We start from the raw sequence: 25707 nt of genomic DNA, 5'->3' as shown, positions 1-25707 counted from the left end.
GCCAACCTGACAACTGGCTTCATCTAGTAGGAGGATTTATATGAGTTATATAGCTTTAGTCGTTTGCTTTTTAACGGCTATTATCGTAACCCCTTTCGTAAAAAAATCGCATTTAAGATAGGTGCTGTAGATCAGCCGGATAAGAGAAAGGTTCATAGTAAACCAATGCCCAGAATAGGTGGACTAGCCATATATACTAGTTTCCTAATCGGGCTATTTTTCTTTTTTCCGGATTCAGATGTAATAGGACCAATAATAGCAGGATCATTCATCATTATCATGACGGGATTGCTGGATGATATATTGCAATTGTCACCGAAGATCAAGCTTATCGGACAAGTAGGGGCAGCAGTTGTAACCGTTCTTGGTGGAATCCGCATCGAATTTATAACACTGCCATTTGGTGATAGAATAGAATTTGAACTTTTTGTCATTCCAGTTACAATTTTATGGATTATAGCAGTAACAAATGCTATCAACTTAATTGATGGACTGGATGGACTTGCTGCTGGAGTGTCATCAATAGCACTTATTACCATATCGCTGTTGGCGATTTCAATGGGAGACTCTACCAGTGCATTGATAGGATTGATACTGCTTGGAAGTACACTAGGTTTCTTAGTCTACAATTTTTATCCGGCCAAGATTTTCATGGGAGACACTGGTTCTCTCTTTCTGGGCTATATGATCAGCGTACTTTCTGTTACGGGATTATATAAGAATGTAACACTGTTTTCCCTTATCGTTCCAATTATTATATTGGCTATCCCGATTCTGGATACAGCATTTGCGATAGTCCGCCGCATCGTTCATAATAACCCAATATCTGCACCGGATAAATTTCATCTGCATCACTGTATAATAAGACTGGGGTTTTCCCACCGGCAGACAGTAATCATGATCTATGCAATGAGCAGTTTGTTCAGTATTGCAGCCGTGATTTTTACAAAATCGACGCTATGGGGAGCGACAACGATAATTATTTCCTTAGCTATACTCGTTGAAATAATGGTTGAGATAACAGGTTTAGTAAGTGAAAACTATCGTCCAATATTAAGACTGTTTGAAGGAAGTAAAGTAAGAAAGTAAAATAGAATCTGTCCTGCCAAGTCTTATTGAAAAACTACTATCACAGCAACCTAGCTGTTCTCCTAATGGTTTTCTGTTGCCTATTCAAAAGAACGATTAAATCAAAAGCATCAATAATGAAAGCCCCTTCGTATGAGAAGGGGCTTTCATTATTGGTATATATGGAGGTCGCCGTTTTCATAGCGATATTCGAATTCAAGTTTGTCCAGAACTTCTTCAATAGGGACCCCATGGATCTCTCTCTTTTCAAAGAAAGCAGCTTTATCTATCGTTAAATCTTCTCTTTTGATTGTAAACTTCTTGCCTTCATAAGAGGCTTCATATGTTCCATCATCTATTTCCTTGATTTCTACACCTAGATATTCTTCTGCAAACTGAACATCTACAAATAGCTCGCTTTTATATTTAAAAAGAAAATCCCGATAGGAAAAGGTTTCCTCGTTCATAGCGTTTTCTTGGACACCGGATAAATAGTTATCATGTTTAATGCTTGAGGCATAAGCATTTGTAATGCGTTCATTTTCTGTAATGGCATAATTGTTTATTTTTCTTCCTTCAGGTGCATTCACCAAATTATTTACATCGAAGTAGTAAATAAATTTTACTCTCGGATACAAATCAGGGAGATGCTTATACATTCGGGTAATCTTTTCCGTTGCGAAGTCAATGTGAAATAATCCGTCGGTGACTGTATAATTTGTAGCTCCGAATTCGCCGATAACGATAGGCTTTGTATCGCTGTACGTATTATATACGTAGTCCAATAATCTTAACGGATCCTCAAAATCTGATTTTCCTTCCAGGCTATCGTTGTGATAAACCACATTATAAATATTGACTCCGACATAATCAACGTAGTCATCGCCTGGATAAAAGTCCTCTATAGTTCCTTCAGGCATTGTAAATACATTCCAAAGCATCATGACATTAGGGGCCTCTTCTTCCATAACATTATGAACCAGCTTCCATTTTTGAATATACAATTCCTGATTTCCGGAATAGGCTGTCCATGTTCCATTCATTTCGCTTGCATAGCGCAGTAATACTGGAACTCCTGCTGAAGCGGCATCCTTTGCAAATTGACGAAGATATTCGTCGTCTTGTACTTCTTCAAGGCCGTTATTTGGTTCCCATGCAATCTGAGGGAATCCGCCTGCTGCAATTACTTCATTAACCCACTCAGTAGGGAAAGGCTTTCCATATCCTACATATCTGAAATAAGATGCATGTTCTTTACCGGTAAGTTGATTAAATTTATTCATACTTGTATCAATATATTCATCTTGAATGACGTAACCACCTAAATAGATGCCATTCCTTGGCTCATATTTGGCTAAAGGAACATTTTGTCTATGTAGAAATATAGTAGAACCAATCTCCTGATCATAATTCTCCTTTTGTTGCTCTGCAGGGCTTAAAAGTGAGATTGTATTTGTTTGCTTATCAAGGTAATAATCAACTTGGATTCCTAAAAACTTTTCAATATGCCTATCAGGTATAAATATAGTATCTCCTTTGACTTGATATTCGTTAATTTCATCTTCTTTCAAATTACTGTTTTGTACGACCTTTTCCTGATAGGTTAAGGTACTGTCTTGATAGTTCAGAATCAAAGATTGCCCATCTAGTTGAGTATCTAAATCAGTAATTTCTTCAAGGTCGGAAAGCGAGAGATATAAATGGCCTTGATCGTTATATGGTGCGTGATCTGCTTTAAAATGATTGCCATTATATACAATATCCTTTGAATAATTCACGGAATCAGTGGCTATCTCTTTAACTGCCTGTTCAGTTTTATTTAGGATTCCTCCTGGATTTATAGCAATAATTGTCAGTATACCTATTATTACGAATGCTGCTATTATGAATAGAATTTGCTTCTTTCCCACTTTTTATCACCCTTTTTTGATTCAATATGAAGCGAAAATGTTTGCAGTGCTTTTTCTGCAGTTTGAAATGCCATCTCTTTATATGGATTTACATTATTTTTTAAGATTTCCTTTACATCACTTTCATTAGCTAAGGTGCTGATTACCGCCTTATAAAGCTTATCTTCATCCCAATCCTTCTTTTCTACATGTCCAACGATAGTCTGCTCACAAATCTCAGCAAAGGAGTCGATTTTTGGATCATATGAAATCGCGATAAAAGGAATATAATTTATTGCCGAAAAGATAAGGGAATGCAGTCTCATGCCAATTAATAGTTTGGACATACCTATGATAGCTATCTTTTCATTGATTGTTGAATCCCCAGGTGATATGTAGCTTTGTGCGCTCATGAATGATGCCGTTTCTCTCGATGCCCTTTCATCATGTTTTCCGTGCATTGGGACAAATACGATTGTATATCCACGAAGGGCTAAACGATCTAGACAGATTGCTAATTTCCTTTTAAAGCCCGTATCGGAAGACCAATTTCTTACACTTACTGAAATAAATGGTTTATTCCAATTCTGGGATTGCAGCCACTGGCTTACATAGTTACGTTCCTTAAGAATCATTACAGGATCAGGTACAATTGAAGACTGCTGTTTAACTCCAAGATTCAACAGCAGGGATTGAGAATCTTTATCCCTAACTGTAATTCCTTCAACCCCTTGCAAAGTGTTTCTCACAATCCATTTACATAGTTTCCTTCGAATCGGTCCAATACCTTGCGCATAAATGAAGACAGGCTTCCTATGCCATTTGGCAATTTTAATGATGCCGGTGTAGTATGGAATAGATTTTATCCCTGTTGCATCCTGGAGGAGACTTCCTCCACCACTGATCAAACCATCGGAATTTCTTATGGCACGGCTTACTTCATGTATTTTTAAACGATTTACAGCATTGACCTTATAGGTTTCTTTCGTAGCATCAGGATTGTTCGAAAGCACAGTTATTTGGATGTCTGGTTGGATATTTTTCAGGGCAAGAATGATAGAAAACAAGATTGCTTCATCGCCTACATTGTCAAACCCATAATAGCCTGATATTACAACGTGCATTATGACCACATCCTTTTATATACTTTGCCAATATAAGGTGTACAGATTTTGTATAAGTAAATAAGCAGAAGCCCGATAATATATCCAATGACAATACTATAAGCTGTTCTTAAAAAGGATATATGCAAAGGTATATGAAAATGTGTAAAAGTATTCATGATCGACAAAAATCCTATCGTGCCGGGGATTAGTAGCAATTTCCCAAGATTATAGTGTTTGCTCAATACATAAAGCGAAAGGATATATAAAGGGAAGCCAATCAAAAATTCTTTCGTCCTTGGTCGGACATATAAGACTTCCTCCAATGTGTTTCGAATCATCAATTCAATTTCACTGACAGTTCCAGTATTACCCGTGCGACTAATATAATAGATCCCCATTGCTCCTATTATGATAAAAATGATGAGATGCCAATATTTTACTTCTGCTTTAAGTAAATTAATTCCATGATTCTTAAGAAGTATCGTTCCTGGCTTAATAAATAAGTATCCAGCAACAAAAAGAATAGGAAGTATGTAAACCAGTTTCACACCTCTAAATATTTCAAATCCGGTAATAAATGCATTCCCATTCAATAATCCAATTACGATAAATATGCCAAGGAAGCTAATAAAAACGGCTTTGATATATTGGATCGTAATTTTACTAATTCTGTCTGTCCCAATTGCACCAGTGGAGAGAACAGCAAATATTGGTGTGATAACGGCAATAATTAAGGCGAAAGCCTGGAGCAATAAAAGTTTTTGTAATAGGAAATACGATAAAGCTAATAGGCACATAAAAAACACTGCAGATATCCGTAGCCATCTGTTTTTCAAAATACTGGATGCTAAGAAGCTAAACATTACGCCTGCTATAACAAGGGTAATCTCTATCCATAACGGTGTATTTATCTGTTTAAATGGATTGGGAGTACCTGAATGGAACGAGTCAGGCAAACGATCATGCACACCGGCAATAAAACTTTGTGCATTTTCCAAACTCTCTTGAGAATCACCTGTTTGTAAATGTACGAAAACAGAGCGAATATTACGCTCCTTTACAGCTCTTACTGCTTGGTCAATGTTTTCCTCCAAAGTCTTATTGTCCAAACTAATACTATGCAAACGGACTATGCTATAATCCGTCTCTCTTGCTACAGACTGTAATCCCAATTGTCGTGTGAACTCGATTGAATAAAACCGGAATCCAGACTGATGGAGTTTTTCAGCTATTTTATTCATATTCTGTATCTCGGGATAGCCAATGACCTCCTGACCGGAAAATAAAAGATTTGAGTTCTTTTCAGTTTTTAAATCGAGTAATGAATCTACTGTGCTATTATTAATAGCCTGTGCTGAATCACTCGTATCATTTATAACCCTTAGAATATAATTAAGCCCATGTTTCTCAATTTGTTTGATTGACCTTTCATCATAACCAAGTCCTGTTGAAAGCTTTATATCTGAATCTTCCGGAATGAAATAAAAGGATTCCCCGGATATGGTTAACTCTTCAGGGTTGAATGTTTCTACTAGTAAGTCATTGTAATAGGCGGATTCTGATTTTGTGATGTAATACCCGGTTTTGCTTAAATCAACGTTTTCACTATTAGTGAATCTAAGGATATCGTATAGTTCAGACTCATTGTAAATACTAACAATGCCTTCTGCTTCCAAATCGTATATATTAAAAGGATTTAAACTCACCGTTGTTAATCCAGATTCTCTAAAGGAAGAGAGTACCTCATCGATTGTCATGGAGTCATCTATCGTTTTGTCATTGATCTCCTCAAAAGGAGCAGCAAGTTCATATGTTTTATTTTCTGCTTCTGCTTTCCATCGATTGAGTGTCCCCGATGATGAGACCAGTAACAAGACAACTAATACTATCCATATCCAAATGTTTTTTCCCATTACATATGCTCCTTTACTGTTCGCCAGACTGATATCACTTCATTACTTTATTTAAAAATGGAATATCTTTAACCGTATCTTTCTTGATAACTTTAAAGAAGTATAATTGAACCAAATATAGAATGGCTCCAAATACAATTGCCGCTATTACATAAGAGAATGATTGAGTCCTGTTCCAGTCATCAATATTGAAATAAATCGTTGGTAAGCCAATGATTGCACCCATAATAATGGAAGAGAAGATCATTTTAAATGTTTCAGAATTGATAATTGTAAACTGTATTTGTTTGTATATATACAAAGTATTCATCACAAATAAGACAATATATACAAGCAAAGTGGAAAAAGCAGCTCCGTCTAAACCATATAATCGAATGAAATAAATATTCATCACTGTTTTTATTACAACACCACATAAAATAATAACGGCTCCAGTCGTAGCTGAATTAATGCCCTGAAGGATACCTGTACTGAGAACTGTTAATGAAGTAAACACAGAACTAAACCCGATGATTGCAAGCATTGTGCTGCCTTCTAAATTGGTGAATAAAGCAAGGTTCAATGGGAGGGTTAAACCAAGAAGTCCAAAAGCAGCAGGCCAGGATATCAGATGTGTCAGCCAATGAGTCTTTTCAAGAACTGTTCTGGTTCCATTTATGTCTCTTGCTGCCAGCTTTGCTGAAATCAAGGGCACTAATGGAAGTACAATCGAAGTGGCAAACACAGTTGCAATTTGAACTAAGGAAAGTCCCCGCCCATAAATTCCATATAAGTAATTCACATCACTCGTTTCTGCCCCCGCTGAACGAAGACCATAGGAAACGGTAAAGGAATCAACAAAATTTAAAAGAGCCATGGTAATGGAACCGATCGCAATTGGGATTGAGACCTTTAAAATTTTTATGCTCCAACCTTTAAAGATTCGGAAAGAGAATTTCTTTGCTATAGGTAAATTGAAATTGGTCCTCTTATATTTCCTCCTTAAGTAGAGAAGTGATGAAAGTGCGCCAATAACAGAACCTATCATAATACCGCCGGCAATGATTTCATCTGAATAATTTTTCATGACGAAGATATAGGCGGCAACAAGAATTAACCCAACACGGACTACTTGTTCAATCACTTGAGAAACAGCGGTGGGCCCCATGTTACCAAAACCTTGAAAAAAACCCCTGTAAACTGCCATATATGGAGCCACGAGCAATGTTGCAGCTACTGTGATAAGTGCTAATTCAGTAGTTGGGCCTCCTAACAGATTAGCAATTGGGGATAAGAAACTGTATATGATAGTGAAACTCACAACCCCAAATAATAGGCCGAGAATACTTGCCGTCATATGTATTTCTTTGATAGCGGAAGCTTCATTGTTAGCTCTTGCTTCAGCTATCAATTTAGAAATTGCAAGTGGAATACCCGCAACCGACAGTATGAGTGCAACCATATAGACCGGATAAACTAAGCTGAATATACCGAGCACCTCATCACCTGCAATATTCTGCAGTGGGATTCGAAAGATGCTTCCCAACACCTTAGAAAGCAATGTAGCAATCGTTAATATAAAGGTGCTCTTTATAAATACAGATTGGGTCATGAAGTAAGCTCCTTCGCTTTCTGTTTGAGAATATGGATAGCGAACTGCGGAAGTGCCATCATTCGTCTCCAACGGGTCGGTTGTTTCAATAAACGGTAGAACCATTCTAAGTTCACTTTCTGCCAGAAAACGGGTGCCCGTTTGACCGTACCGGCTATGACATCAAAAGACCCGCCAACACCGATAAATACACCTGTTTCAAACTTATCAAGGTTTTCTGCAATCCATTCTTCCTGACGAGGTGCACCTAATGCAACAAATATAATGTCCGGTTTTGATGTCCCAATCTTTTCCGTAAGGACATTATCCTGCCAGTCAAAGTAACCATCATGAGAACCAGCTATATGAATAGCTGGATAAGTGGAGGAAATAGCAGTTATTGTTTTACGCAAAGTCTCATTCTTTGCGCCAAGGAGAAATATCCTATAGGCATTTCTATTCGCCACTTCTAATAATTGCATCATCGTATCGTATCCTGTAACACGTTCAGGCAGGGGGGAGCGCAGTAGTTGAGCTGCTTTTACTACACCTATTCCATCAGCGGTTATATATGTTGCCTTATGAATACAATTCATAAGATTGACATCCTCATTTGCTTTCATAACAATTTCGGGATTGGCAGTAATAACAAATGTCTTTTCATTTTGTTGGATACGTTGATCCAACAGCGAAACAAAAGATTTCTGATCAGTATGTAAAAAGGGGACCCCCAAAATCTTTACTTGTTTCATTCCTCATCGAACTCCTTTGAAATGATAAGATTTCAGGAGGAAATATTCCCTCCTGAAACCCGCTCATTATACGTCCTCAATTTTCTGGTTTGACAAAATCTCCATATATCCAAGCAAGTTGATCTTCAAAAATAATTTGTACCCAATTATCTTTGTGAACCAGCTCTCCATTTTCATCTGCTATTCCAAAAACATGGTCACCATTAACAATTTTACCGATGATTTCACTCGTATCATTGGATTCACTTCTCACATTTAACCTAGTTTCCGTACCCACGATTTGCAGAAGGTTATTAATGTCAATAAACTTACTGAGAATCCAACCCTCTTGTTCACCATAGACGACCAAATACCAGCCCTTCTCATTTTTACCTTTAATCTGAACCTCTGCAGCGATGGGAATCTTGGTAATGATAGTCTCTGGATTTGAGCTATCTGGCTCTGTTCTTAAGTGAACATTGTCGCCATTAGTCTTTCCCATAAGTTTAACTGGATATTGATCAAATGTTTGATCAATTTCGGGATTATCTTCGTTTAGAGAATCTGGTGAGGCTTCCTCTTCCGGAATAACTCCAGTATCTCTTTCCTCCGTCGAATCTGTTCTCTCAGCATCACGTCCGATTGCTGAATCGTCGCTAGAGAGACTCCTTAAATCCCGATTCAACCGAATATAAGCACTGGAGACCCATCCAGTTGTTCCATTTGCATTAACTTTATACCAGCCGCCATTTTCACCAATAAGAGTTACGGGAATGTCTGTACCAAGTGTATGAATAATGTTAAAGCTTGTAGTAGGACCTTTTCTTAGATTTAGGTTTGCGGTTGTTACACCAATTTTTCCGTTCTGTGTAAGATCAACATGATACTGTAATTCGCCAGATGGTTTAGATGTCTTCCCTGGCTGGTGGTTAAACGTTGGAACATCATATTTTAAAACATATGAATCCAACAGATTATATATTTCCTGGATACGGGTTGTCTGCAATACTGCCCAGCTGACATGGGTGGCATATTGAGGATATCCTGGACTGCTTGGATTCCATCTCATCTTATAGAGTGTATCCTGTCCACTGTTTATATACCCATCAGCGATAAATGCAGCACCACCTATTATGGCGTCCCTCGGAGTGAACCAGCCCTCTTTATATGCATGCTCAGAACCCAGCCTTAAGGGATTACTATCATATGCTCTTATTCCATACATATTATATGTCTTTTTTGGATATACACTTTTACCATCCACTGTAGAAACAAGGATACCTTTAGCAAGCTGGGAAGTACCATTCCCTGTTTCATGAAGTGCATGTGCGATCAAATAGACCTCATTGACGTTATACTTCTTTCCTGCATCGATGAATGCTTGTCCCTGGCCTTCAAGAATTCCTTTTCCCTTAAGAACCTTTTCGTTTATCTCCTGTGCATTTAATCCAGCATTTTGAGATAGAATGAGAAATTGCAAATAGTCACTTGATCCCTTGGAGTAATTATTTGGATTAGCATAATAGGATACCAGTTCTTCACTGGCCAGGTAGATACCAGATCCATCCACTTTTGGTGTCTTAGTCATTTGGATGTTGACCATTTCATTAAAATCTAAGTCATAATGTGTAGTCGTCACAATTTCTTTTCCTGTTTCACTGATGCTGAGCAGTCGATTCAGAATTGCAGCTGCTTCTCCGCGAGTAGTTGAAGCCATTGGATGAAAAGAAGTATTTCCATTTTTATCGATCTTTCCGACCATTATGTCCAAATACAGCAATTGCTGTATTGCAGAATAATAGATTGGATTAATATCTGGTGTATCTACGAAATCCAGCGGTGCTTCTCCAGCGCTAATTCCAGCTATGGCTAGAGCCCTTTGTACCATAGCCGCCATTTCTTGTCTGGAAATATTTTCATTCGGCTTAAATGAACCATCTGGGTACCCATTAATTAAATCATGAGCGGTTGCTGATGCAATTGCAGAATAATACCAATCACTCTTATCCACATCGTTAAATGCTACGGATTGAGAGGCTTGGGATATTTCCAAGCTCCTTACAAGGAAAATAGTGAATTCAGCACGAGTTACATGCCGGTTTGGTTTATAAGTTCCGTCACTGTATCCGACGATTACCCCTTTTTCTATTAATGCTCTCATATCATTTTCGAAATAATGACCACTTATATCATCTGAAGCAAAAGCTCGCGGGGCAAATAATGATAGTACCATGGCCAATAAAACGACATAAATCGGGAGTCTTCTTGTCTTTATGTAAGATCCTCTCCTTTCATCTACTATTCTAATCATCATGCAAATAAGTTTTGCAAATTGATTTTCAAAACTAGAATAATAGATAGTGCTGTTGAAATTACATGACCAATATTAGTACATTAAACTATGAAATGCATTACGTTTTACAGATAATTAACATTATTTACTAAAAATTTATAAATAGAAAAAGAAGCCCCTTACTTGAAAGCTTTCCTTCCGAGTAAGAGACTTCTCATATAAATACCTTTTCTTTTGTTTCCTCTTTTTCTTCTACTCCAGCCAAAAATCGAGCTAAATTGATACTGGAATTTCCAGTGGAATATTCATTCCATTGCTCTTTAAATGATTGTATCTGATTCATATCAAAGGCCTTTTCTCTGATAGAATATATAATTTCGTAAGTCGTTGAGACTACTGGCCCAGGCATTTGATTTCCATAATCATTAATAAGTCCGCTGGTAATTTTATATTGTTCCATATCATAGGCGAAAAATATCATCGGCTTCTCCAATATTGCGTACTCAAAAGGAATGGAGGAATAGTCGCTAATCAACAAGTCAGTAATGAGCAATAGCTCGTTAGTGTCCTTGTAATCGGATACGTCATATACAAAATCATCAAACTCTTCGCTTATAACATAGTTGGAAACAGCAGGGTGGAGCTTAATGAACAGCACATATTCATCTGAAAGCTCTCTATACATCTGAGGAATATCCAATTCCAATTGATAATCGGTGAACTGATCTTCACGGAATGTCGGTGTATATAAGATAATCTTCTTGTCACCTATTAAAGGATATTTAGAATGGATATAATGATATATTTGCTGTTTTTTCTCTTGGTTAAATAAGATATCTGAACGTGGAACTCCCGTACGCAAAATGCGATTATTGGTAATTCCAAAGCTTTCCCGAAAGGTATCGGCCATTTTTTCGGAACCAACCACTGTATAATCAAAGCGATCATAAACCTGTTGGAAACGATCAATCGCTCTTTGGCTCCTCGTCTCATTGGAAGGGTCCTGAAGGCCGAAATGTTTAATCGCTCCTGCAGCATGCCAAAGCTGTATACACGTTGTACCCGGTCTAAAGTTTGTAACTGCTAAAAAACCAAAATAGGTATCTACCAATACCGTAGTAGCGGTAGCCAAATGGTAGATGGATTTTAAATAATCAATTGGATGCTTCATATTGAATGAGATAATATTAGCAATAGAGTCATCGAAATTATATTTGCAGGAACTGTCTTTCAAAATCACTATCTCTTCATCTGATAGCTTTGTTAAAGATTTGGCAGTGAAAAAAACATTATCCCCAAACGAAGCAACACCAACGGTTTTGTTCTTTTGGGGAAATAGTTTAAAAGTATTAAAGAGTATACGGAAAACAAAAAGGTAGAGAGATATTGCTAACTCTCTAACCATTGTTTGCTAGGTTTAAATCTGACTTGATCTTAGTAGTGGAGATACCTACTGTTCGCGGTAAATAAACAACTTCACAATGTTCCTTCAAGAAGTCAAATTCGCCTTTCCAGTCGTCTCCCATTACAAAGACATCAACAGTGTGATTTTGTACATCTTCTACTTTTTGCTCCCACGTATTCTCAGGAATTACTTCATCAACATATCGAATAGCTTCCAGAATAGCTTTACGCTGTTCGAAAGTATAATAAGCTTTTTTATCTTTAAGGGCGTTAAATTCATCAGATGAAATGGCAACGATCAGATAGTCACCGTATTCTTTAGCTCGACGTAGTAAATTTATATGACCAGTATGGAGTAAATCGAATGTTCCATATGTGATTACTTTTTCATTTTAACAACCTCCGTTGAGTTTCTTATATAGTATTATAACATATTTTTACGTTAATTTAATAATGACTTTACATCTACTTAACAATTTCACTACAAGTTATTATACTATCATTCACTTCTAATTGAAATAGTAATTTTTTCAAAAAAAGAACCATATGCTAAGTTAATAGCATATGGTTCTTTTTAACAAAATTTACTTTTTATTTAATTCTAATATATTGGGTACCATTAGTTCCGCCGCTTACCCAAGCTTGTTTTCCATTATAATAAATTTTATACCATTCATTTTGTCTAACTATCTTATTGTTAGAATCCAGTACTGCAGCCAATAATTCATTGCTCACACTGCCCACTTTAGTACCATTAGGTGTTTCACGTACATTTAGATTAGTTGCAGTGACCTCAAGTAGATTTATTAGATTTACATAATCACTGTGTACCCATCCGGTTTTGCCGCCAGATGTAACCTTGTACCAATTGTTATTATTGGTACCTTGTACTTTAATTGAAGTACCATCGGCAAGACTTCCTATTTTAGAACCATTAGGAGTACTTCTAATGTTCAACGAAGGATCGGCATCAACAATACCATATACATTATTTGGATAGGCTGTTTTAACTGCCTCCGAAGATTCGCTTGAATTCGGATTTCCTGACGAGTCAGGTTGATTTTCATATTTAGGGATATCAAAAACCAAAATATAATCCTCTATCAAATTGTAAAGATTACTAATGTTTTTGGTTTGTGCAACAGCCCATGCAACGTCTGTTGCATATTGATGGCTCCCAGGTGCATCAGGATTCCAACGCATTTTATACAATGTGTTTTGTCCAGAGTTAATATAGTTATTTCCTATAAATGCAGCTCCACCAACTATTGCATCTTCTGGGGTAAACCAACCATGATCGAATGCATACTTTGCCCCGCATTCTAAAGGGCAAGCATCTTTAGCGCCAATTCCATACATATTATATACAGTATATGCTGCATTACTTTTACTTACTACATTTCCATTTTTATCTACAGGAACACCGATAGACAAACTTGAAGTGCCATTACCAGTTTCATGTAGAGCGTGAGACATTAGATAAATCTCATTTATACTATACTTTTTACCGCCATTTATAAATGATTGCGCTGTACCGGCAAGTATTCCTTTGCCCTTCAATATCTTTTCGTTGATTTCATTGGCATTTACTCCAGCTGTTTCAGCTAGATCAAGAAATTGGAAAAACTCGCTATCACCTTTATGAAAGTTGGAGGAATTCACATAATATGCCACTTGCTCACTGGAAGCATTTACAAATCCACCATCTTTCCATACTTGTGGTGCTTTTTCCATCTGAGTATCGACAACTTCATAGTAATCGCTCTCGTAGTCAGTTTCAACATAAACATCACCAGTAGTTACATCATCATAATGGATATAACCAGTTTTAGGCTTTCCATCTACATAGACTAAAGCTTCATACCAGTTCTTAGAGAATGTTTTAAATAATAGATTACTGCCACTTTTATAATTTTTTAATACACTGGAGTCTCTAGAAGCCTTTGAGTATATATTTGTTGGATTTTTTGACGCGCGTCCTTGTAAGGATTCTTGTGTATCTTGTATGTTTTCAACATCATCGATATGAATATAGCCAGAGGTTTTTTTGCCATTAATATAAACGAATGCTTCGTACCATCCACTAGTAAAAGTTTCATAGTAGAGGATATGGCCCTGATCATAAGTTTTCAGTTTACTAGAATTAGTAGAAGCCTTAGAGTATACAGCAGTTGGTTTTTTTAAACCTATACCAGTCAAAGATTGTTGATTTTCTGAAATTTGTTCAACATCTGATTTATTGATGTAACCTGTAGTTTTTCTGCCATTAATATAAACGAATGCTTCATACCACTCACTAGTAAACGTTTCATAGTAGAGGATATGACCCTGATCATAAGTTTTAAGTTTACTAGAACTAGTAGAAGCCTTAGAATAAACGGCTGTAGAATTTTTAAGCCCAATACCTTTTAAAGTTTCTTGATCGGAAACGGAAGTGTCAACATCCGATTTATGGATATAACCGTTATGTTTTTTTCCATTTACATAAACTATAGCACTATACCATTCTCCTGAATGTGATGTATATAGTAGAATAGAACCTTTGCTATAAGACTTTAAAACGTTGCTTCTTGAAGTGCTATCATATACATTAGTAGAATCTTTCAATGCAACGCCTTGATAAATTTCCGCAGCAAAAACTTTACCGCTTGTGCTAGTTGGAATTATTATTAGTGTAAATACTAGTGCAAGGAAGCAACTAACAACGACGAATTTACATTGTTGACCTTTTCTCAATTAATTGTTTTCCCCTCTCTTGCTTTTGATATATCCTTACGCTGTTAATAATATTTCTATTCACTCCTATCTTAATTAATTGAAGGATATACCTATTATCGCAAGAATCATATGAAATGTTAAGTCTTTCTATAAAAAAACTATATATTATGTCGAAATATTTCTCTATTTTGTCATTTTATTGTATATTAACATCTTGTTGTAAGGGTATCTAATCTCTTGTTTATTTGATAATATAATTTTATGTTTTGTAATAGTGGAAGGTAGAGGGAGTATCATATGAGAAGTAATAATAAATTTTATGGAAATTCGTCGGTATACTTAGTGCAAATATTAATCTTATTAATTCTAAATACGATGGTACGCACACAATACGACGTGCTAGTGAGCATAGGAACTATAAGTACAAATTTAACATTTATTCTTATGCTCATATTTTTAGTAAAAGGAATTATAGATAAAAGGCAGTTTGATTTAAACTTAAACAGGATTTACCTAGCATTGTTTTTATATATGATTGTTTATAGTATTAGCTACATTACAACACTTCAAGTTGATGCTTTTTATTATATTCAATTAATTTTGCTTTTCATTTTCATTCTGGAATCTACAAGAATGAACATGGGAATAATGAATATTAAGTTAGTAGGCTATATAATGGGGATTACAGTAGTTTTCTTGTTTATTCACTGGATAGCTTCCGGTCTTTCATTTGATGGGTTTAAAAGCATATTCCGTAATCCAAATTATTTAGCTGTATTATTATTTTGTGTTCTATACTTTAAAATTATTGCATTTAAATATAGTAGTAGCATGGAAAAAGTTTATATTGCATTTTTAATTTTTATAAATTTAATTTTAATTTTCGCAACTAATGCTCGATCTGTCTTGGTAGCGATTGGAGTAATAGTCGTATCAAGAGTAGTGTTACAATATTACTCGAAATTTTTCCCTTATGTTTTTCACATGGTTATTATTCTAAATTTATTATTTTTATTCATTTATACTAAAATACAAAATTCACATGTTGGAGTGTACTTAAATGATTTAAGTCTTCATTTTTTTGGGAAACCACTTTATCACGATTCAGGTAGAAGCGTAATATGGGAGCAACTGTTTCAGAAAATCTCCGAAAACCCGCTGTTTGGCTACGGTCTAGGGACAAATGCAAAAGATCTTATAGTAACAAACTACACAGCTCATAATCAGTTTTTGCAAATAATAATTGAAGTAGGAATGGTAGGATTCGTAATTTTCATATTTTTATTATACTCAATTTGGAAATTATTGATTAAGCGGTTGGATAGTAGTGTGGCGGTATGGTCTGCTTGCTTCTTTTTAGGGATTTTAGTGTATGAGAATTTTGAAATGACATTATTCCAAAATAATTACTCAATAGCTATACTGCAATGGATGATAATCACTATTGGTATTAATTTTAAAAATTTTGAAAGGAAAATAGACTGAGCATAGTATACTTTAGATTTTAAAGATTATAAGTAAACAGTAACATTTCATCCGGCTAGTAATAATTAGAGTTTATAATGTTTAGCAATTAATCTGTGGATAATTAGAGACCTGGAGAAATTAAAACGTCTGACTATACCGGCGTATGCCTAATCCATGGTTAAATATATTGAGGGGATTAAATTGATAATAGGGCGAACATAGTGAAGGACAACAACTGCGATATAACACTTAAGCGAAAAAGTATATCGATTATAATAACTATAGTCTAAAGTAAACATTGGCAAGTGATTGTTTGGTCTAATATCCCAGTTACACTTGCCAATTGTTTAATTTAGAATTCTATCATCTTTATGAGGCTGACTAAAGCTTTTTTTTATTTAGTGAATTAATCGCATTGAAAATTCTTTCGTTGTTTTTTTTATCAACATTTGAAAATAATAAGTCTTTTTTATCACTGATTTCCGGCGATTCTCTAAAATTATTAGTTATATATTCTTTAATAGCATCTATTAGCATTTCTTTACTCTCAAATATTTCACCAAGAAAGGTTTCTTCAGTTGGACGCAGTATACCATTCTTGAAGAATTCGTTAAAATCAAAATGATAAAATAACACTGGTTTCCCCATGTAATTATAGTCGAAGGATACGGAGGAGTAGTCTGTAATCAATAACTTACTACTTTTTAGCAACTCTTGTACACTGATTTGTCCAAACTCTATAACTTTGATATTTTCTGATTCAAGTTTTTTGAAAAAGTGTATATACTCTTGCATTCTATAATGCGGATAAAATTTTACCTTTACATTATATTTATTAAGAATAATTTTGAGACTTTCACTTTCCAATAATTCTTTGTATTTATAATAATAGTTTGAACTAGAAAAATCTTTGTCGTTTTTAATCCAATCTCTCCACGTGGGAATAATGGTAATACAATTATCCTCTCTTTTTTTCGCTAACAGGTGGTCAAATCGGGATAATCCAGTTATTTCTACCTCACTTGTTGAGTAACCCATAGTTTTTGTAACAAGATCAAACTCAGAATCTGAACTTACACAGAATAAAGTAAATGGAAATTTATAATATTTCTTAAAGTAGTCCACTTTTTTTCGCCCTATCACTCCATGCTGAAGAAATACACGATTATTTTTCTGATAGTTGGTCCAATCAACACTGCGTGTAGGTAAAATATATTCTAAATCATGAGACCCGATAAATGTATTAGCAACTGCCGCTATTCTAAAATGCTTTAGGGAGCCAAAAGTTACAACATTTCCTAAATAATAAATATTTTTATAATCAGGTGAATCAATGTTAATAACATAATAGATATCTTTTTCGGGATATTTTTCTCTACAGTACTTAAAGAAATGATATCCAGTATCTTGAGCAGTATCTGGCCTTTCTCCTATTAACCAAATATCTTTATTAGAATTTAATTTCCTGTCGATAATTTGACCAATTTGCAAATACCACTTTTTGTTAAAAGAATATGAATACGATTCTATTTTGAAGTTGCCTCCAGGTGTATATAGAAGATAGTTTCTTATATTCTTCCCTTTATAAATTAATGAGTTTGTTTGAAGAGCATTATCAGTAAAATAATCGTATTCTTCAGACCCTAACTTTTTCTCTTTCACTGAACCCTTATATTCCAATTTAATATAAAAATCATAAATCTCTAAAAAGTTACTATTCATGGATGATATTTTCTTTAGAGGAATAGTAAAATCGAAACCGGAATACATATACTTTCCATTTAACGGATTTGAAAGTTCTATGTTTTTAATTTGAAATTCTAACTCTATATTAGATTTTCTTTTTCTTATTATAATTGAACGATTGACGTTGTCTGGTCTATCAAAATTAACTAAATCAAAATACGCGTACCCTTTAAACCTTAACTCTTTTTTCGTAAATGAATAAGAGACCACATCTCTTATGATTTTTAAATCAGTTAAAACTATCGATAAGTTGTTGTTGACTGTTGGATAAAGATATATTTGATAAATAGTTTTATCTCTTTTAAACTCATGAAGAGTATCAGTTTCTAAATTTTCAGAAGCCGTAATCTGCATTCTGAATAAAAAATCTACGCCATTTATAGGTATTTTAATATAGATATCCCATCGCTTTTTTTCTGGTTTATTCAAAATTATTTTATCATAATTAATATTCACTTCTAATTCAACTTCGCTATCATTTATTTCATTGAATATTATTTCTTCCTCAGATTTATGATTAGATTTTCTATCTTTTACAATAAATTTTGCTTCAATTAAATTCTTTTTACTTATAAGTTCATTAAGCTTTAAATTACCTGTGATTTTTATTTCATGCTCAGATATAAATACTCCTGATAAGTCACTGATACTAATAACCGTTGTCTTGCTTATTGTTGAAAAGGATCCTTTTTTTGTAGTATAACAGTGCATTTCTTTGCTAACGTTTTTATTCTTAAAGAGTAAGATGTAATTAGCTTTAGTTATAGAGTTATCTTTTATTTTTATGCGATACTTTATATCTTGATTGTATACTAAGTAATAATCCCAATAACCTCTTGGATAGTCATTTTGATTATAGTCTATGGTTGCTTCCCATCTGTTTTCTTCTATTCGTATGGGAAACTGATAGAAGATCTCAGTTTTTCTCTTTTGAATTTTTAATTTCAGTTTATTTTTAATTTCAGTAAGATTTTCCCCCTCTAAGTAGCCTCTTATAGTTAAAAGACCATTCTCTATGTTAAAATTATCTATAAAAACTGAAATGGCATTACTATTTGACATAATGTTACTCCTTTATCCATAAAATATAATCAGTGAATCAATAATTTAACTATAACAAATTTGATAATAATAGTGAATGAAGTTTGGAATACTTAAATTGACGTAAGTAAGAGACAATATTCTTGAGCTTATGTGTATGTAAGGTTGAATAACGTTGTCTATTTATTTATACTAAAAATTGGTCAGACAAGGATTTGTATGAGGAGGAAAAAAATGACTAAAATAAAAAAGGCTATTATACCAGCGGCAGGACTTGGAACAAGATTTTTACCTGCTACAAAAGCAATGCCAAAAGAGATGTTACCTATTGTTGATAGACCAACAATTGAGTACATTGTAGAAGAAGCAGTTAATTCAGGAATTGAAGATATAATTATAGTGACGGGGAAAGGCAAAAGGGCTATTGAAGATCACTTTGACTATTCCTTGGAACTGGAAGAAAATCTTGTGAAGAAGGAAAAATTCGATTTATTGGATAAGATCAAAAAATCAGCGAATGTGGAAATTCACTATATAAGGCAAAAACAGCCAAAAGGTCTTGGGCATGCAATATGGTGTGCAAGGAAATTTATAGGGAATGAACCTTTTGCCGTCTTATTGGGTGATGATATTGTAAAAAGCGAAAAGCCTTGCTTACGACAACTAATTGACCAATTTGAAGAAACTAATTCTTCTATTATAGGTGTACAAAGAGTGCCGGATGAGGATACTCATAGGTATGGTATTATTGATCCACTAGAGAAAAGTGACCGAAGGTATCAAGTTAAAAATTTTGTGGAGAAGCCAGAAAAAGGAACTGCCCCTTCTAACTTAGCGATAATTGGGAGATATATACTGACTCCTGAAATATTCGATTTTTTAGACAAACAACAAATTGGAGCTGGTGGAGAGGTTCAATTAACAGATGCAATAGAACAGCTTAACCAATTTCAAAGGGTATTTGCATACGAGTTTACTGGCAAACGTTATGACGTTGGGGAAAAGCTAGGGTTTATTCAAACAACAATTGAGTTTGGGTTAAATAGAGAAGATCTAAGAGGACCTCTGGAGGATTATCTAAAAGAAATCACCAAAAATATAAATCAATCTAAAGTTTAATTTTACAAAAAACCATAGGAAAGAGAATTTCCTATGGTTTTTCAATTGCTATTGTATTTTTAAACCTAAGTTCGAATTTATTGTTGTATAAAATGATATGTCTTTCTTCCTAATATTAATTCTGTTATAACCTTTATATCTCAAGAATATAGCATAACTGGAAGGTGGGATATCATTTAACTTACTTTCATCTATTACTGCAACTCCTTCACCATTAGAGTTGATTTTAATAGCGAAAGAATATTCTCTAAGTACATCGTTTCTATCTCTAATTAATAAATCATTTACTTCATTAATATAATCACCGTAAATGGATAGTTCTATATAATGTTTCTTATTTTCTACATACCTATTTTTATAAATTGCAAGCATAGGAATTCTAATATACTTGTATTTTTCTTCAGAAAAAGGAGAAATTATATATGGAAGACCCTCTTTAATAATAAAATTTTTAACTTTTTCTTTTTTATCCCACTTAAAGAGCTCTGTTATGTCTTTATAATTACCTTCTAAAAAAAGCTGATAAGCAACCTTGTTGATTGGGGTGAAAGAAACATTCTGAAATATCGTAATTTAACCTTCTTGTGGTTTCTAATACTTCATTAAATTTTTCGTAATATAGATTCTTCTGCTTACTTTTAATGTAATGCTGCCTGTTAAATAATCTGGTTATCGAATCAAATTCATAAAGTCGGTTCAAAATCATCTTTTCTTTTTGGGAATCTAAATTTTTACTCTGTACATAGTTAATAACTTTTATATTACTATCCATTTTTTCCATAACATCGGTTTGCTTGGTTAGTGAAGAATTATTATCATCCAGGCGATTAAGATAGTATATTACTTCTTTAGTAGTAGAAATACTTTTACAGTTAATTAGGACATCTATGAAAAATTGTTTGTCTTCAGCAAATTTCATCTCTGGAAATTTAATGTTATTTTTCTTAATGAGTGATGTTTTCATCATTCTAGCTCGTGGACCTAAATGATGAAATATATGGGGTATGGTAAATGGAGAGATGTTTCTTCTCTCGATATAAGATTCATACTCACCAACAATTTTAGCTTTTTCCGATCCGACTTGAATCGTCTTACCTACAATATAATCGTCATTAGTTTCCTCTAGGATATTAAACATTGTTAATAGACCATTTTGAGCTAACCAATCATCAGCATCCAAAAAGGTTATATATTTGGAAGTTGATAGTTGAATACCTAAATTCCTTGGTTGGGAGGGAGTTCCTGTGTTTTCTTTTAGAAATACAACAATAATATTTTTGTGTTTATTAGCATAATCTAATAAAATTTCCCTTGAGGAATCCGTAGAACCATCATCAACAAGTATGTACTCAATTTGGGAGAATTCAAATGATTGATTAATTACAGAGTCAATCGTCTTCTTTATATAATCTTCGGCATTGTAAACAGGTGTAACTACTGTAATTTTTGCCTTTTTTGAAAATATACTTTTATTTTTAATATAATAACCATCCTTATTATATTGGATATTATTTTCTTTTTCGAAAGCAATTTTCTTTTGTAATAATTCTTCAGACATTGCGCTCACTCCTTATATGTTAAACTTATAATAAATAGATGACTATATCAAGTTTGATACTAAAATTGAAAATAACAATGTATATAGTTATAATATGTCTTGTAATTGATAATGAGAAATGAGAGGAGATTTATTCTCAATATGATTTTAGATAATATAAAAAACATTAAAATAATGGATATAAATTTAGAAAATAATAATTATATAATAACATTACCTGTAAAACAGAGTTTTTTACAGGATATAGACGAGTTTTACTTTACCCTAAAGGAGAGATATTCTAATAACGAAATAAGATTACATTCTTCTTTATTAAAAACTTTAGAAGACTTTAATATATATAATTTAACTTTCTCATTTAATGATCATATCCAGTCCTTTTTGGAAAACGAAATTTGGGATTTATATATCAATCGGGTAAAAGAAGAAGATTTAATGAAGAGAAGAATAAATAGTAACTACGATAACAATCGTTTTCAAACCATTGTTCTTTCAGATCGAAAGAAGATGTTTTATCCGTATACAACCAAAAAAGGGAAAATTTCCTTTAGAATGAATCATTATTTCTTATACACGCAATTTGAAACAGTGAGTTTAACTGAACAAGAAGTGCACTTCTCAGGCTATTTTAATTTTCCGCCGCTATATAAAACAAATGATTATGAAATAAATAACCTGAAGTTAATTATTAAAACAAATACAAGTGAAGAAGAAATTGAAGTTCCAGTGGAACAATTTAAAAGAGAAGATTTAGATGAAAAATATGAAGGTAATGAAAATTTATTACAATGTGGAATTAAGGGTAACTTTATAGTCCCGCAACAGTTAAATCTTGAAAAAAGGGTTTTCTTAAAATTTTATTTAGAGATGACTTACACTGAGAATAATAAGCATCTGACAATGAGAAGTGCTAGGATTAGGGTTAGCCATTTTGGTGAATATCCTATAAAAAATATTTTTAATTACCAAGGTGAAAAAGCAAAGTTAGTAATAAAGCCGACTAAAGAATCTAAATACTTATCTTTTCAATTGGCAAAATACAATTTTAAGAATGAAGTTATTAAAAGAGCTAGAACTAAATGGGTTAGAATCCGAAGAGGGAAAACACTGAAAAAGGCTTATAAAGCTGCCTTTTACCTTTTGGGCAAGCTTCCTGTCAGAAAAAGGTCAGTTATATTTGAGAGTTTTCTGGGAAAACAGTATAGTGACAGTCCTCGGGCTATATATGAATATATGTTAGACAATCCATTAGGATATGATATGTATTGGAGTGTTGATAGACGACATATAAAACACTTCAAAAGCAAGGATGTAAAGACGATAAGAAGGTTCTCGATAAAATGGTTACTCCTAATGGCAAGAGCAGAATACTGGGTTACAAACAGTAGGCTGCCATTGTGGATTCCAAAACCGAAACATACTACCTATGTACAGACTTGGCATGGTACGCCATTGAAACGTCTTGCTGCAGATATGGATGAAGTTCATATGCCAGGGACTAATACTGTTAAATACAAGAAAAACTTTTTAAAGGAAGCAAGTAAGTGGGACTATCTAGTTTCTCCAAATGCATATTCTACTGAAATTTTCAAAAGAGCATTTGAATTTGATCGAAAAATAATTGAGTCTGGATATCCGAGAAATGATTTTCTAATTAACTCCAATAAGGAGAAGATGATAAATGATATAAAAAAATTGTCGAATCTTCCTTTGGATAAGAAAGTGATTTTATACGCTCCTACTTGGCGTGATAATCAATTTTATGCGAAAGGTAAGTATAAGTTTGATCTTCAAATGGATATTGAACGAATGAGGGAAGAATTAGGGGAAGAATATATTATAGTATTAAGACTTCACTATCTAGTGGCAGAAAATTTAGATCTAACGGGTTTTGAAGGATTTGTTTATGATTTTTCTTTCCATGAGGATATTAGGGAACTTTATCTAATCGCTGATTTATTAATTACAGATTATTCATCAGTATTCTTCGATTATGCTAATTTAAAACGCCCAATGCTTTTCTATGTATATGATATAGAGGATTACAGAGACAATCTGCGTGGTTTTTATTTTGACTTTGAATCCAAAGCACCAGGTCCATTAGTTAAAACAACAGACGAAATAATTAGTACTGTTAAAGAAATTGACAATCAAGGATTCCATCCTATAGAAATAACCGAAGCTTTCTATAATAAATTTTGCTATTTGGAAGACGGAAACGCCAGTAAAAGAGTAGTAGAAGAAGTATTTCATAATTAATTATTAAATACTGTATTTGGGCTTGTTTATACAGGCCCGATTAGTTATTGTTTTTTACGTCTGTTGCTAGTATAATTCAATAACATGATTGTAAAGATTAAATGTAGAATTTTGAAAGGAAATACTTATGAAATCTGCGATAAAAGTTATAAAAGAGCAAATAGATCATTTTTATTTAATACGTAGGCTTTCATTATACGAATTAAAAAGCAAAAATAAAAACAATTATTTAGGAATGGCTTGGGAAATAATAAACCCAACTATACAAATTCTTATCTATTGGTTTGTATTCGGTACTCTTCGTGAGAAAGCTCCAGTAGTAGTGGCTGGAGAAGAAATACCTTTCTTTAGTTGGCTGCTAGCTGCATTCTTCTTGTGGATTTTCTTTTATCAAGCAACTATTCAAGGTTCAAAATCCATTTATTCAAGACTTAGAATGTTGTCGAAAATGAATTTTCCGATGAGTATCATCCCAAGCTATGTAATATTTTCTCAATTTTACGCTCATATATTTATGGTAGTAATTTCAATTATTATTTTTCAATTTAATGGGTACTATGTCAATATATATTATGTACAGCTGATTTATTTTATGTTTGGAGCGTTCTGTTTAATTTTTGCAATATCACTTATTACTTCAACGCTTTCAACAATAATAAGAGATGTACACATGTTATTAAATGCAACTTTACGTATGATGTTATATTTATCAGGAGTATTATGGCCAATAACTTTATTAGCAGATATGCCTGCAGTTATGAATCTAATGAAGCTGAATCCTTTGTTATATTTAATAGAAGGGTATCGGGCAGCATTCTTCAGCAATGAGTGGTATTTCGTCTCAAATTGGGAATATACACTCTATTTCTGGGCCGTAGTAATAGTGCTATTACTATTTGGATCTATGTTGCATACGAAGTTTAGAAGACATTTTATTGACTACTTGTAAAGGTTTGTGAAAATTATGGGAAAAGCAATTGTAGCTAATAATATTACAAAAAAATACAAATTATATAAAGGAACAAAAGAGCGGATACTGGACCTAATCACTCCAAAAAGCTACGGAGAAGATTTTTATGCGCTTGCGAATGTCAGTTTTGAAGCTGAAAAAGGAGATATTATTGGATTTATTGGTATAAATGGATCTGGTAAATCAACATTATCCAATATTGTTGCTGGTATAGTCCCTGAAACCTCTGGAACGGTTACAATTAATGGACAAGCTGCTTTAATAGCAGTTTCGTCAGGGTTAAAAGGAGAGCTTTCAGGTAGAGATAATATTGAACTTAAATTGTTGATGCTAGGATTTACGAAAAATCAAATTCATAAACTCGAATCGGAAATTATAGAGTTCGCTGAACTCGAAAAATTCATTGACCAACCGGTTAAGTCCTATTCAAGTGGTATGAAGTCACGCTTGGGGTTTGCAATATCAGTTAATGTCGATCCCGATATACTTATAATTGATGAAGCACTCTCTGTTGGGGATAAAGCTTTTGCTGAAAAAAGTTTAAATAAAATGAAGGAATTTAAAGAGAAGGGGAAGACAATGATTTTTGTTAGTCATTCCCTGGGACAAATGAAAGAATTTTGTGAGAAAATTTTATGGCTTGAATATGGTATGGTGAAAGATTTCGGTTTAACGGATGAAGTAATTCCTAAATATGAAGAATTTCTAGATCGTTGGAAAAAGATGACTAAGAAAGAACGAAAAGAATATAGAAATGCAGGTCTTGCTCGGCAAGAAAGTGCATTAATTACACAATGAAATGAAAGTAATGATTATATAACCTGGAAATATATTTAACTATGCCAACATGAATGT

Annotated in this window: 18 protein-coding genes and 1 pseudogene; 7 read left to right on the top strand and 12 right to left on the bottom strand. The window is 33.7% G+C overall.

Going from position 1 to position 25707, the window contains the following annotated elements:
- The first annotated feature begins 40 nt into the window (after positions 1–40).
- Positions 41–1089: pseudogene (locus OMHG_RS03260) on the top strand (glycosyltransferase family 4 protein).
- Positions 1090–1238: 149 nt separating this feature from the next.
- On the opposite strand, the gene OMHG_RS18720 reads toward OMHG_RS03260, so the two are convergent.
- From OMHG_RS18720 to OMHG_RS03225, 7 genes are all read right to left on the bottom strand, one after another.
- Positions 1239–2978, bottom strand: a complete 1740-nt coding sequence (locus OMHG_RS18720) for a glycoside hydrolase family 26 protein (protein WP_010648283.1) — start codon at positions 2976–2978, stop codon at positions 1239–1241.
- Positions 2951–4081, bottom strand: coding sequence for a polysaccharide pyruvyl transferase CsaB (csaB, locus tag OMHG_RS03250; RefSeq protein WP_010648281.1), 1131 nt, complete (start codon positions 4079–4081; stop codon positions 2951–2953). Before csaB ends, OMHG_RS18720 begins: the two co-directional genes overlap by 28 nt.
- Complete coding sequence (locus OMHG_RS03245; RefSeq protein WP_010648279.1) at positions 4081–5976, bottom strand: DUF5693 family protein; 1896 nt, start codon at positions 5974–5976, stop codon at positions 4081–4083. Before OMHG_RS03245 ends, csaB begins: the two co-directional genes overlap by 1 nt.
- A 34-nt stretch (positions 5977–6010) precedes the next feature.
- Entirely contained in the window at positions 6011–7567 is a 1557-nt protein-coding gene (locus OMHG_RS03240; protein WP_010648277.1) for a putative polysaccharide biosynthesis protein, read from the bottom strand.
- The gene (locus OMHG_RS03235; protein ID WP_010648275.1) at positions 7564–8298 is read right to left on the bottom strand and encodes a WecB/TagA/CpsF family glycosyltransferase; all 735 of its coding nucleotides are present in this window, start codon (positions 8296–8298) and stop codon (positions 7564–7566) included. Before OMHG_RS03235 ends, OMHG_RS03240 begins: the two co-directional genes overlap by 4 nt.
- Positions 8299–8374: 76 nt before the next feature.
- On the bottom strand, positions 8375–10588 hold the full coding sequence (locus tag OMHG_RS03230; protein WP_161603056.1) for an S-layer homology domain-containing protein: 2214 nt from the start codon (positions 10586–10588) through the stop codon (positions 8375–8377).
- A gap of 196 nt (positions 10589–10784) precedes the next feature.
- Complete coding sequence (locus OMHG_RS03225) at positions 10785–11741, bottom strand: CDP-glycerol glycerophosphotransferase family protein (protein WP_237566130.1); 957 nt, start codon at positions 11739–11741, stop codon at positions 10785–10787.
- Position 11742: 1 nt separating this feature from the next.
- On the opposite strand from OMHG_RS03225, the gene OMHG_RS18935 reads away from it, so the two are divergent.
- On the top strand, positions 11743–11949 hold the full coding sequence (locus tag OMHG_RS18935; RefSeq protein ID WP_237566129.1) for a hypothetical protein: 207 nt from the start codon (positions 11743–11745) through the stop codon (positions 11947–11949).
- Positions 11950–11967: 18 nt separating this feature from the next.
- Here OMHG_RS18935 and tagD read toward each other — a convergent pair whose 3' ends face one another.
- Complete coding sequence (gene tagD / locus OMHG_RS17715; protein WP_044476689.1) at positions 11968–12354, bottom strand: glycerol-3-phosphate cytidylyltransferase; 387 nt, start codon at positions 12352–12354, stop codon at positions 11968–11970.
- A gap of 211 nt (positions 12355–12565) precedes the next feature.
- Entirely contained in the window at positions 12566–14710 is a 2145-nt protein-coding gene (locus OMHG_RS17460) for an SH3 domain-containing protein (protein ID WP_010648267.1), read from the bottom strand.
- Between the two features lie 384 nt (positions 14711–15094).
- Here OMHG_RS17460 and OMHG_RS03210 point away from each other — a divergent pair, with 384 nt between their 5' ends.
- A complete protein-coding gene (locus tag OMHG_RS03210; protein ID WP_161603055.1) occupies positions 15095–16177 on the top strand; it encodes an O-antigen ligase family protein in 1083 nt (360 codons plus the stop codon).
- Positions 16178–16540: 363 nt separating this feature from the next.
- On the opposite strand, the gene OMHG_RS17455 is transcribed toward OMHG_RS03210, so the two are convergent.
- Positions 16541–18967 carry a CDP-glycerol glycerophosphotransferase family protein gene (locus OMHG_RS17455; RefSeq protein ID WP_010648265.1) on the bottom strand — a complete coding sequence of 809 codons (2427 nt, stop codon included), beginning with the start codon at positions 18965–18967 and terminating at the stop codon, positions 16541–16543.
- A 213-nt stretch (positions 18968–19180) separates the two neighbouring features.
- Between OMHG_RS17455 and galU the strand changes: the two genes are divergently transcribed.
- Positions 19181–20065, top strand: a complete 885-nt coding sequence (gene galU / locus OMHG_RS03200; protein WP_010648264.1) for a UTP--glucose-1-phosphate uridylyltransferase GalU — start codon at positions 19181–19183, stop codon at positions 20063–20065.
- A gap of 48 nt (positions 20066–20113) precedes the next feature.
- Here galU and OMHG_RS18215 read toward each other — a convergent pair whose 3' ends face one another.
- Together OMHG_RS18215 and OMHG_RS17450 are read right to left on the bottom strand one after the other, a co-directional pair.
- On the bottom strand, positions 20114–20437 hold the full coding sequence (locus tag OMHG_RS18215; protein ID WP_010648263.1) for a hypothetical protein: 324 nt from the start codon (positions 20435–20437) through the stop codon (positions 20114–20116).
- 130 nt (positions 20438–20567) lie between these two features.
- Positions 20568–21623, bottom strand: a complete 1056-nt coding sequence (locus tag OMHG_RS17450; protein ID WP_010648262.1) for a glycosyltransferase family 2 protein — start codon at positions 21621–21623, stop codon at positions 20568–20570.
- 141 nt (positions 21624–21764) lie between these two features.
- Here OMHG_RS17450 and OMHG_RS03185 point away from each other — a divergent pair, with 141 nt between their 5' ends.
- The 3 genes from OMHG_RS03185 to tagH all read left to right on the top strand — a co-directional run bounded on the left by OMHG_RS03185 (position 21765) and on the right by tagH (position 25650).
- Complete coding sequence (locus OMHG_RS03185; RefSeq protein WP_010648261.1) at positions 21765–23882, top strand: CDP-glycerol glycerophosphotransferase family protein; 2118 nt, start codon at positions 21765–21767, stop codon at positions 23880–23882.
- Between the two features lie 127 nt (positions 23883–24009).
- Entirely contained in the window at positions 24010–24831 is an 822-nt protein-coding gene (locus OMHG_RS03180) for an ABC transporter permease (RefSeq protein WP_010648260.1), read from the top strand.
- 15 nt (positions 24832–24846) lie between these two features.
- Complete coding sequence (gene tagH / locus OMHG_RS03175; protein ID WP_010648258.1) at positions 24847–25650, top strand: teichoic acids export ABC transporter ATP-binding subunit TagH; 804 nt, start codon at positions 24847–24849, stop codon at positions 25648–25650.
- The last annotated feature ends 57 nt before the right edge of the window (positions 25651–25707 follow it).

The sequence above is a fragment of the Oceanobacillus massiliensis str. N'diop genome (assembly GCF_000285495.1).
GTDB classification, from domain to species: Bacteria; Bacillota; Bacilli; order Bacillales; family Amphibacillaceae; genus Oceanobacillus; species Oceanobacillus massiliensis.
This window is presented reverse-complemented; position numbering and strand designations above follow the sequence as displayed.

Coding starts and splice junctions, on each gene's coding strand:
- csaB (WP_010648281.1), bottom strand. CDS start 4,081: ATGCACGTTGTAATATCAGGCTATTATGGGTTTGACAATGTAGGCGAT.
- galU (WP_010648264.1), top strand. CDS start 19,181: ATGACTAAAATAAAAAAGGCTATTATACCAGCGGCAGGACTTGGAACA.
- OMHG_RS03245 (WP_010648279.1), bottom strand. CDS start 5,976: ATGGGAAAAAACATTTGGATATGGATAGTATTAGTTGTCTTGTTACTG.
- OMHG_RS18215 (WP_010648263.1), bottom strand. CDS start 20,437: ATGCTTGCAATTTATAAAAATAGGTATGTAGAAAATAAGAAACATTAT.
- OMHG_RS03240 (WP_010648277.1), bottom strand. CDS start 7,567: ATGACCCAATCTGTATTTATAAAGAGCACCTTTATATTAACGATTGCT.
- OMHG_RS03185 (WP_010648261.1), top strand. CDS start 21,765: ATGATTTTAGATAATATAAAAAACATTAAAATAATGGATATAAATTTA.
- OMHG_RS03180 (WP_010648260.1), top strand. CDS start 24,010: ATGAAATCTGCGATAAAAGTTATAAAAGAGCAAATAGATCATTTTTAT.
- tagH (WP_010648258.1), top strand. CDS start 24,847: ATGGGAAAAGCAATTGTAGCTAATAATATTACAAAAAAATACAAATTA.
- OMHG_RS17450 (WP_010648262.1), bottom strand. CDS start 21,623: ATGTCTGAAGAATTATTACAAAAGAAAATTGCTTTCGAAAAAGAAAAT.
- OMHG_RS03235 (WP_010648275.1), bottom strand. CDS start 8,298: ATGAAACAAGTAAAGATTTTGGGGGTCCCCTTTTTACATACTGATCAG.
- OMHG_RS03225 (WP_237566130.1), bottom strand. CDS start 11,741: ATGAAGCATCCAATTGATTATTTAAAATCCATCTACCATTTGGCTACC.
- OMHG_RS17455 (WP_010648265.1), bottom strand. CDS start 18,967: ATGTCAAATAGTAATGCCATTTCAGTTTTTATAGATAATTTTAACATA.
- OMHG_RS03230 (WP_161603056.1), bottom strand. CDS start 10,588: ATGATTAGAATAGTAGATGAAAGGAGAGGATCTTACATAAAGACAAGA.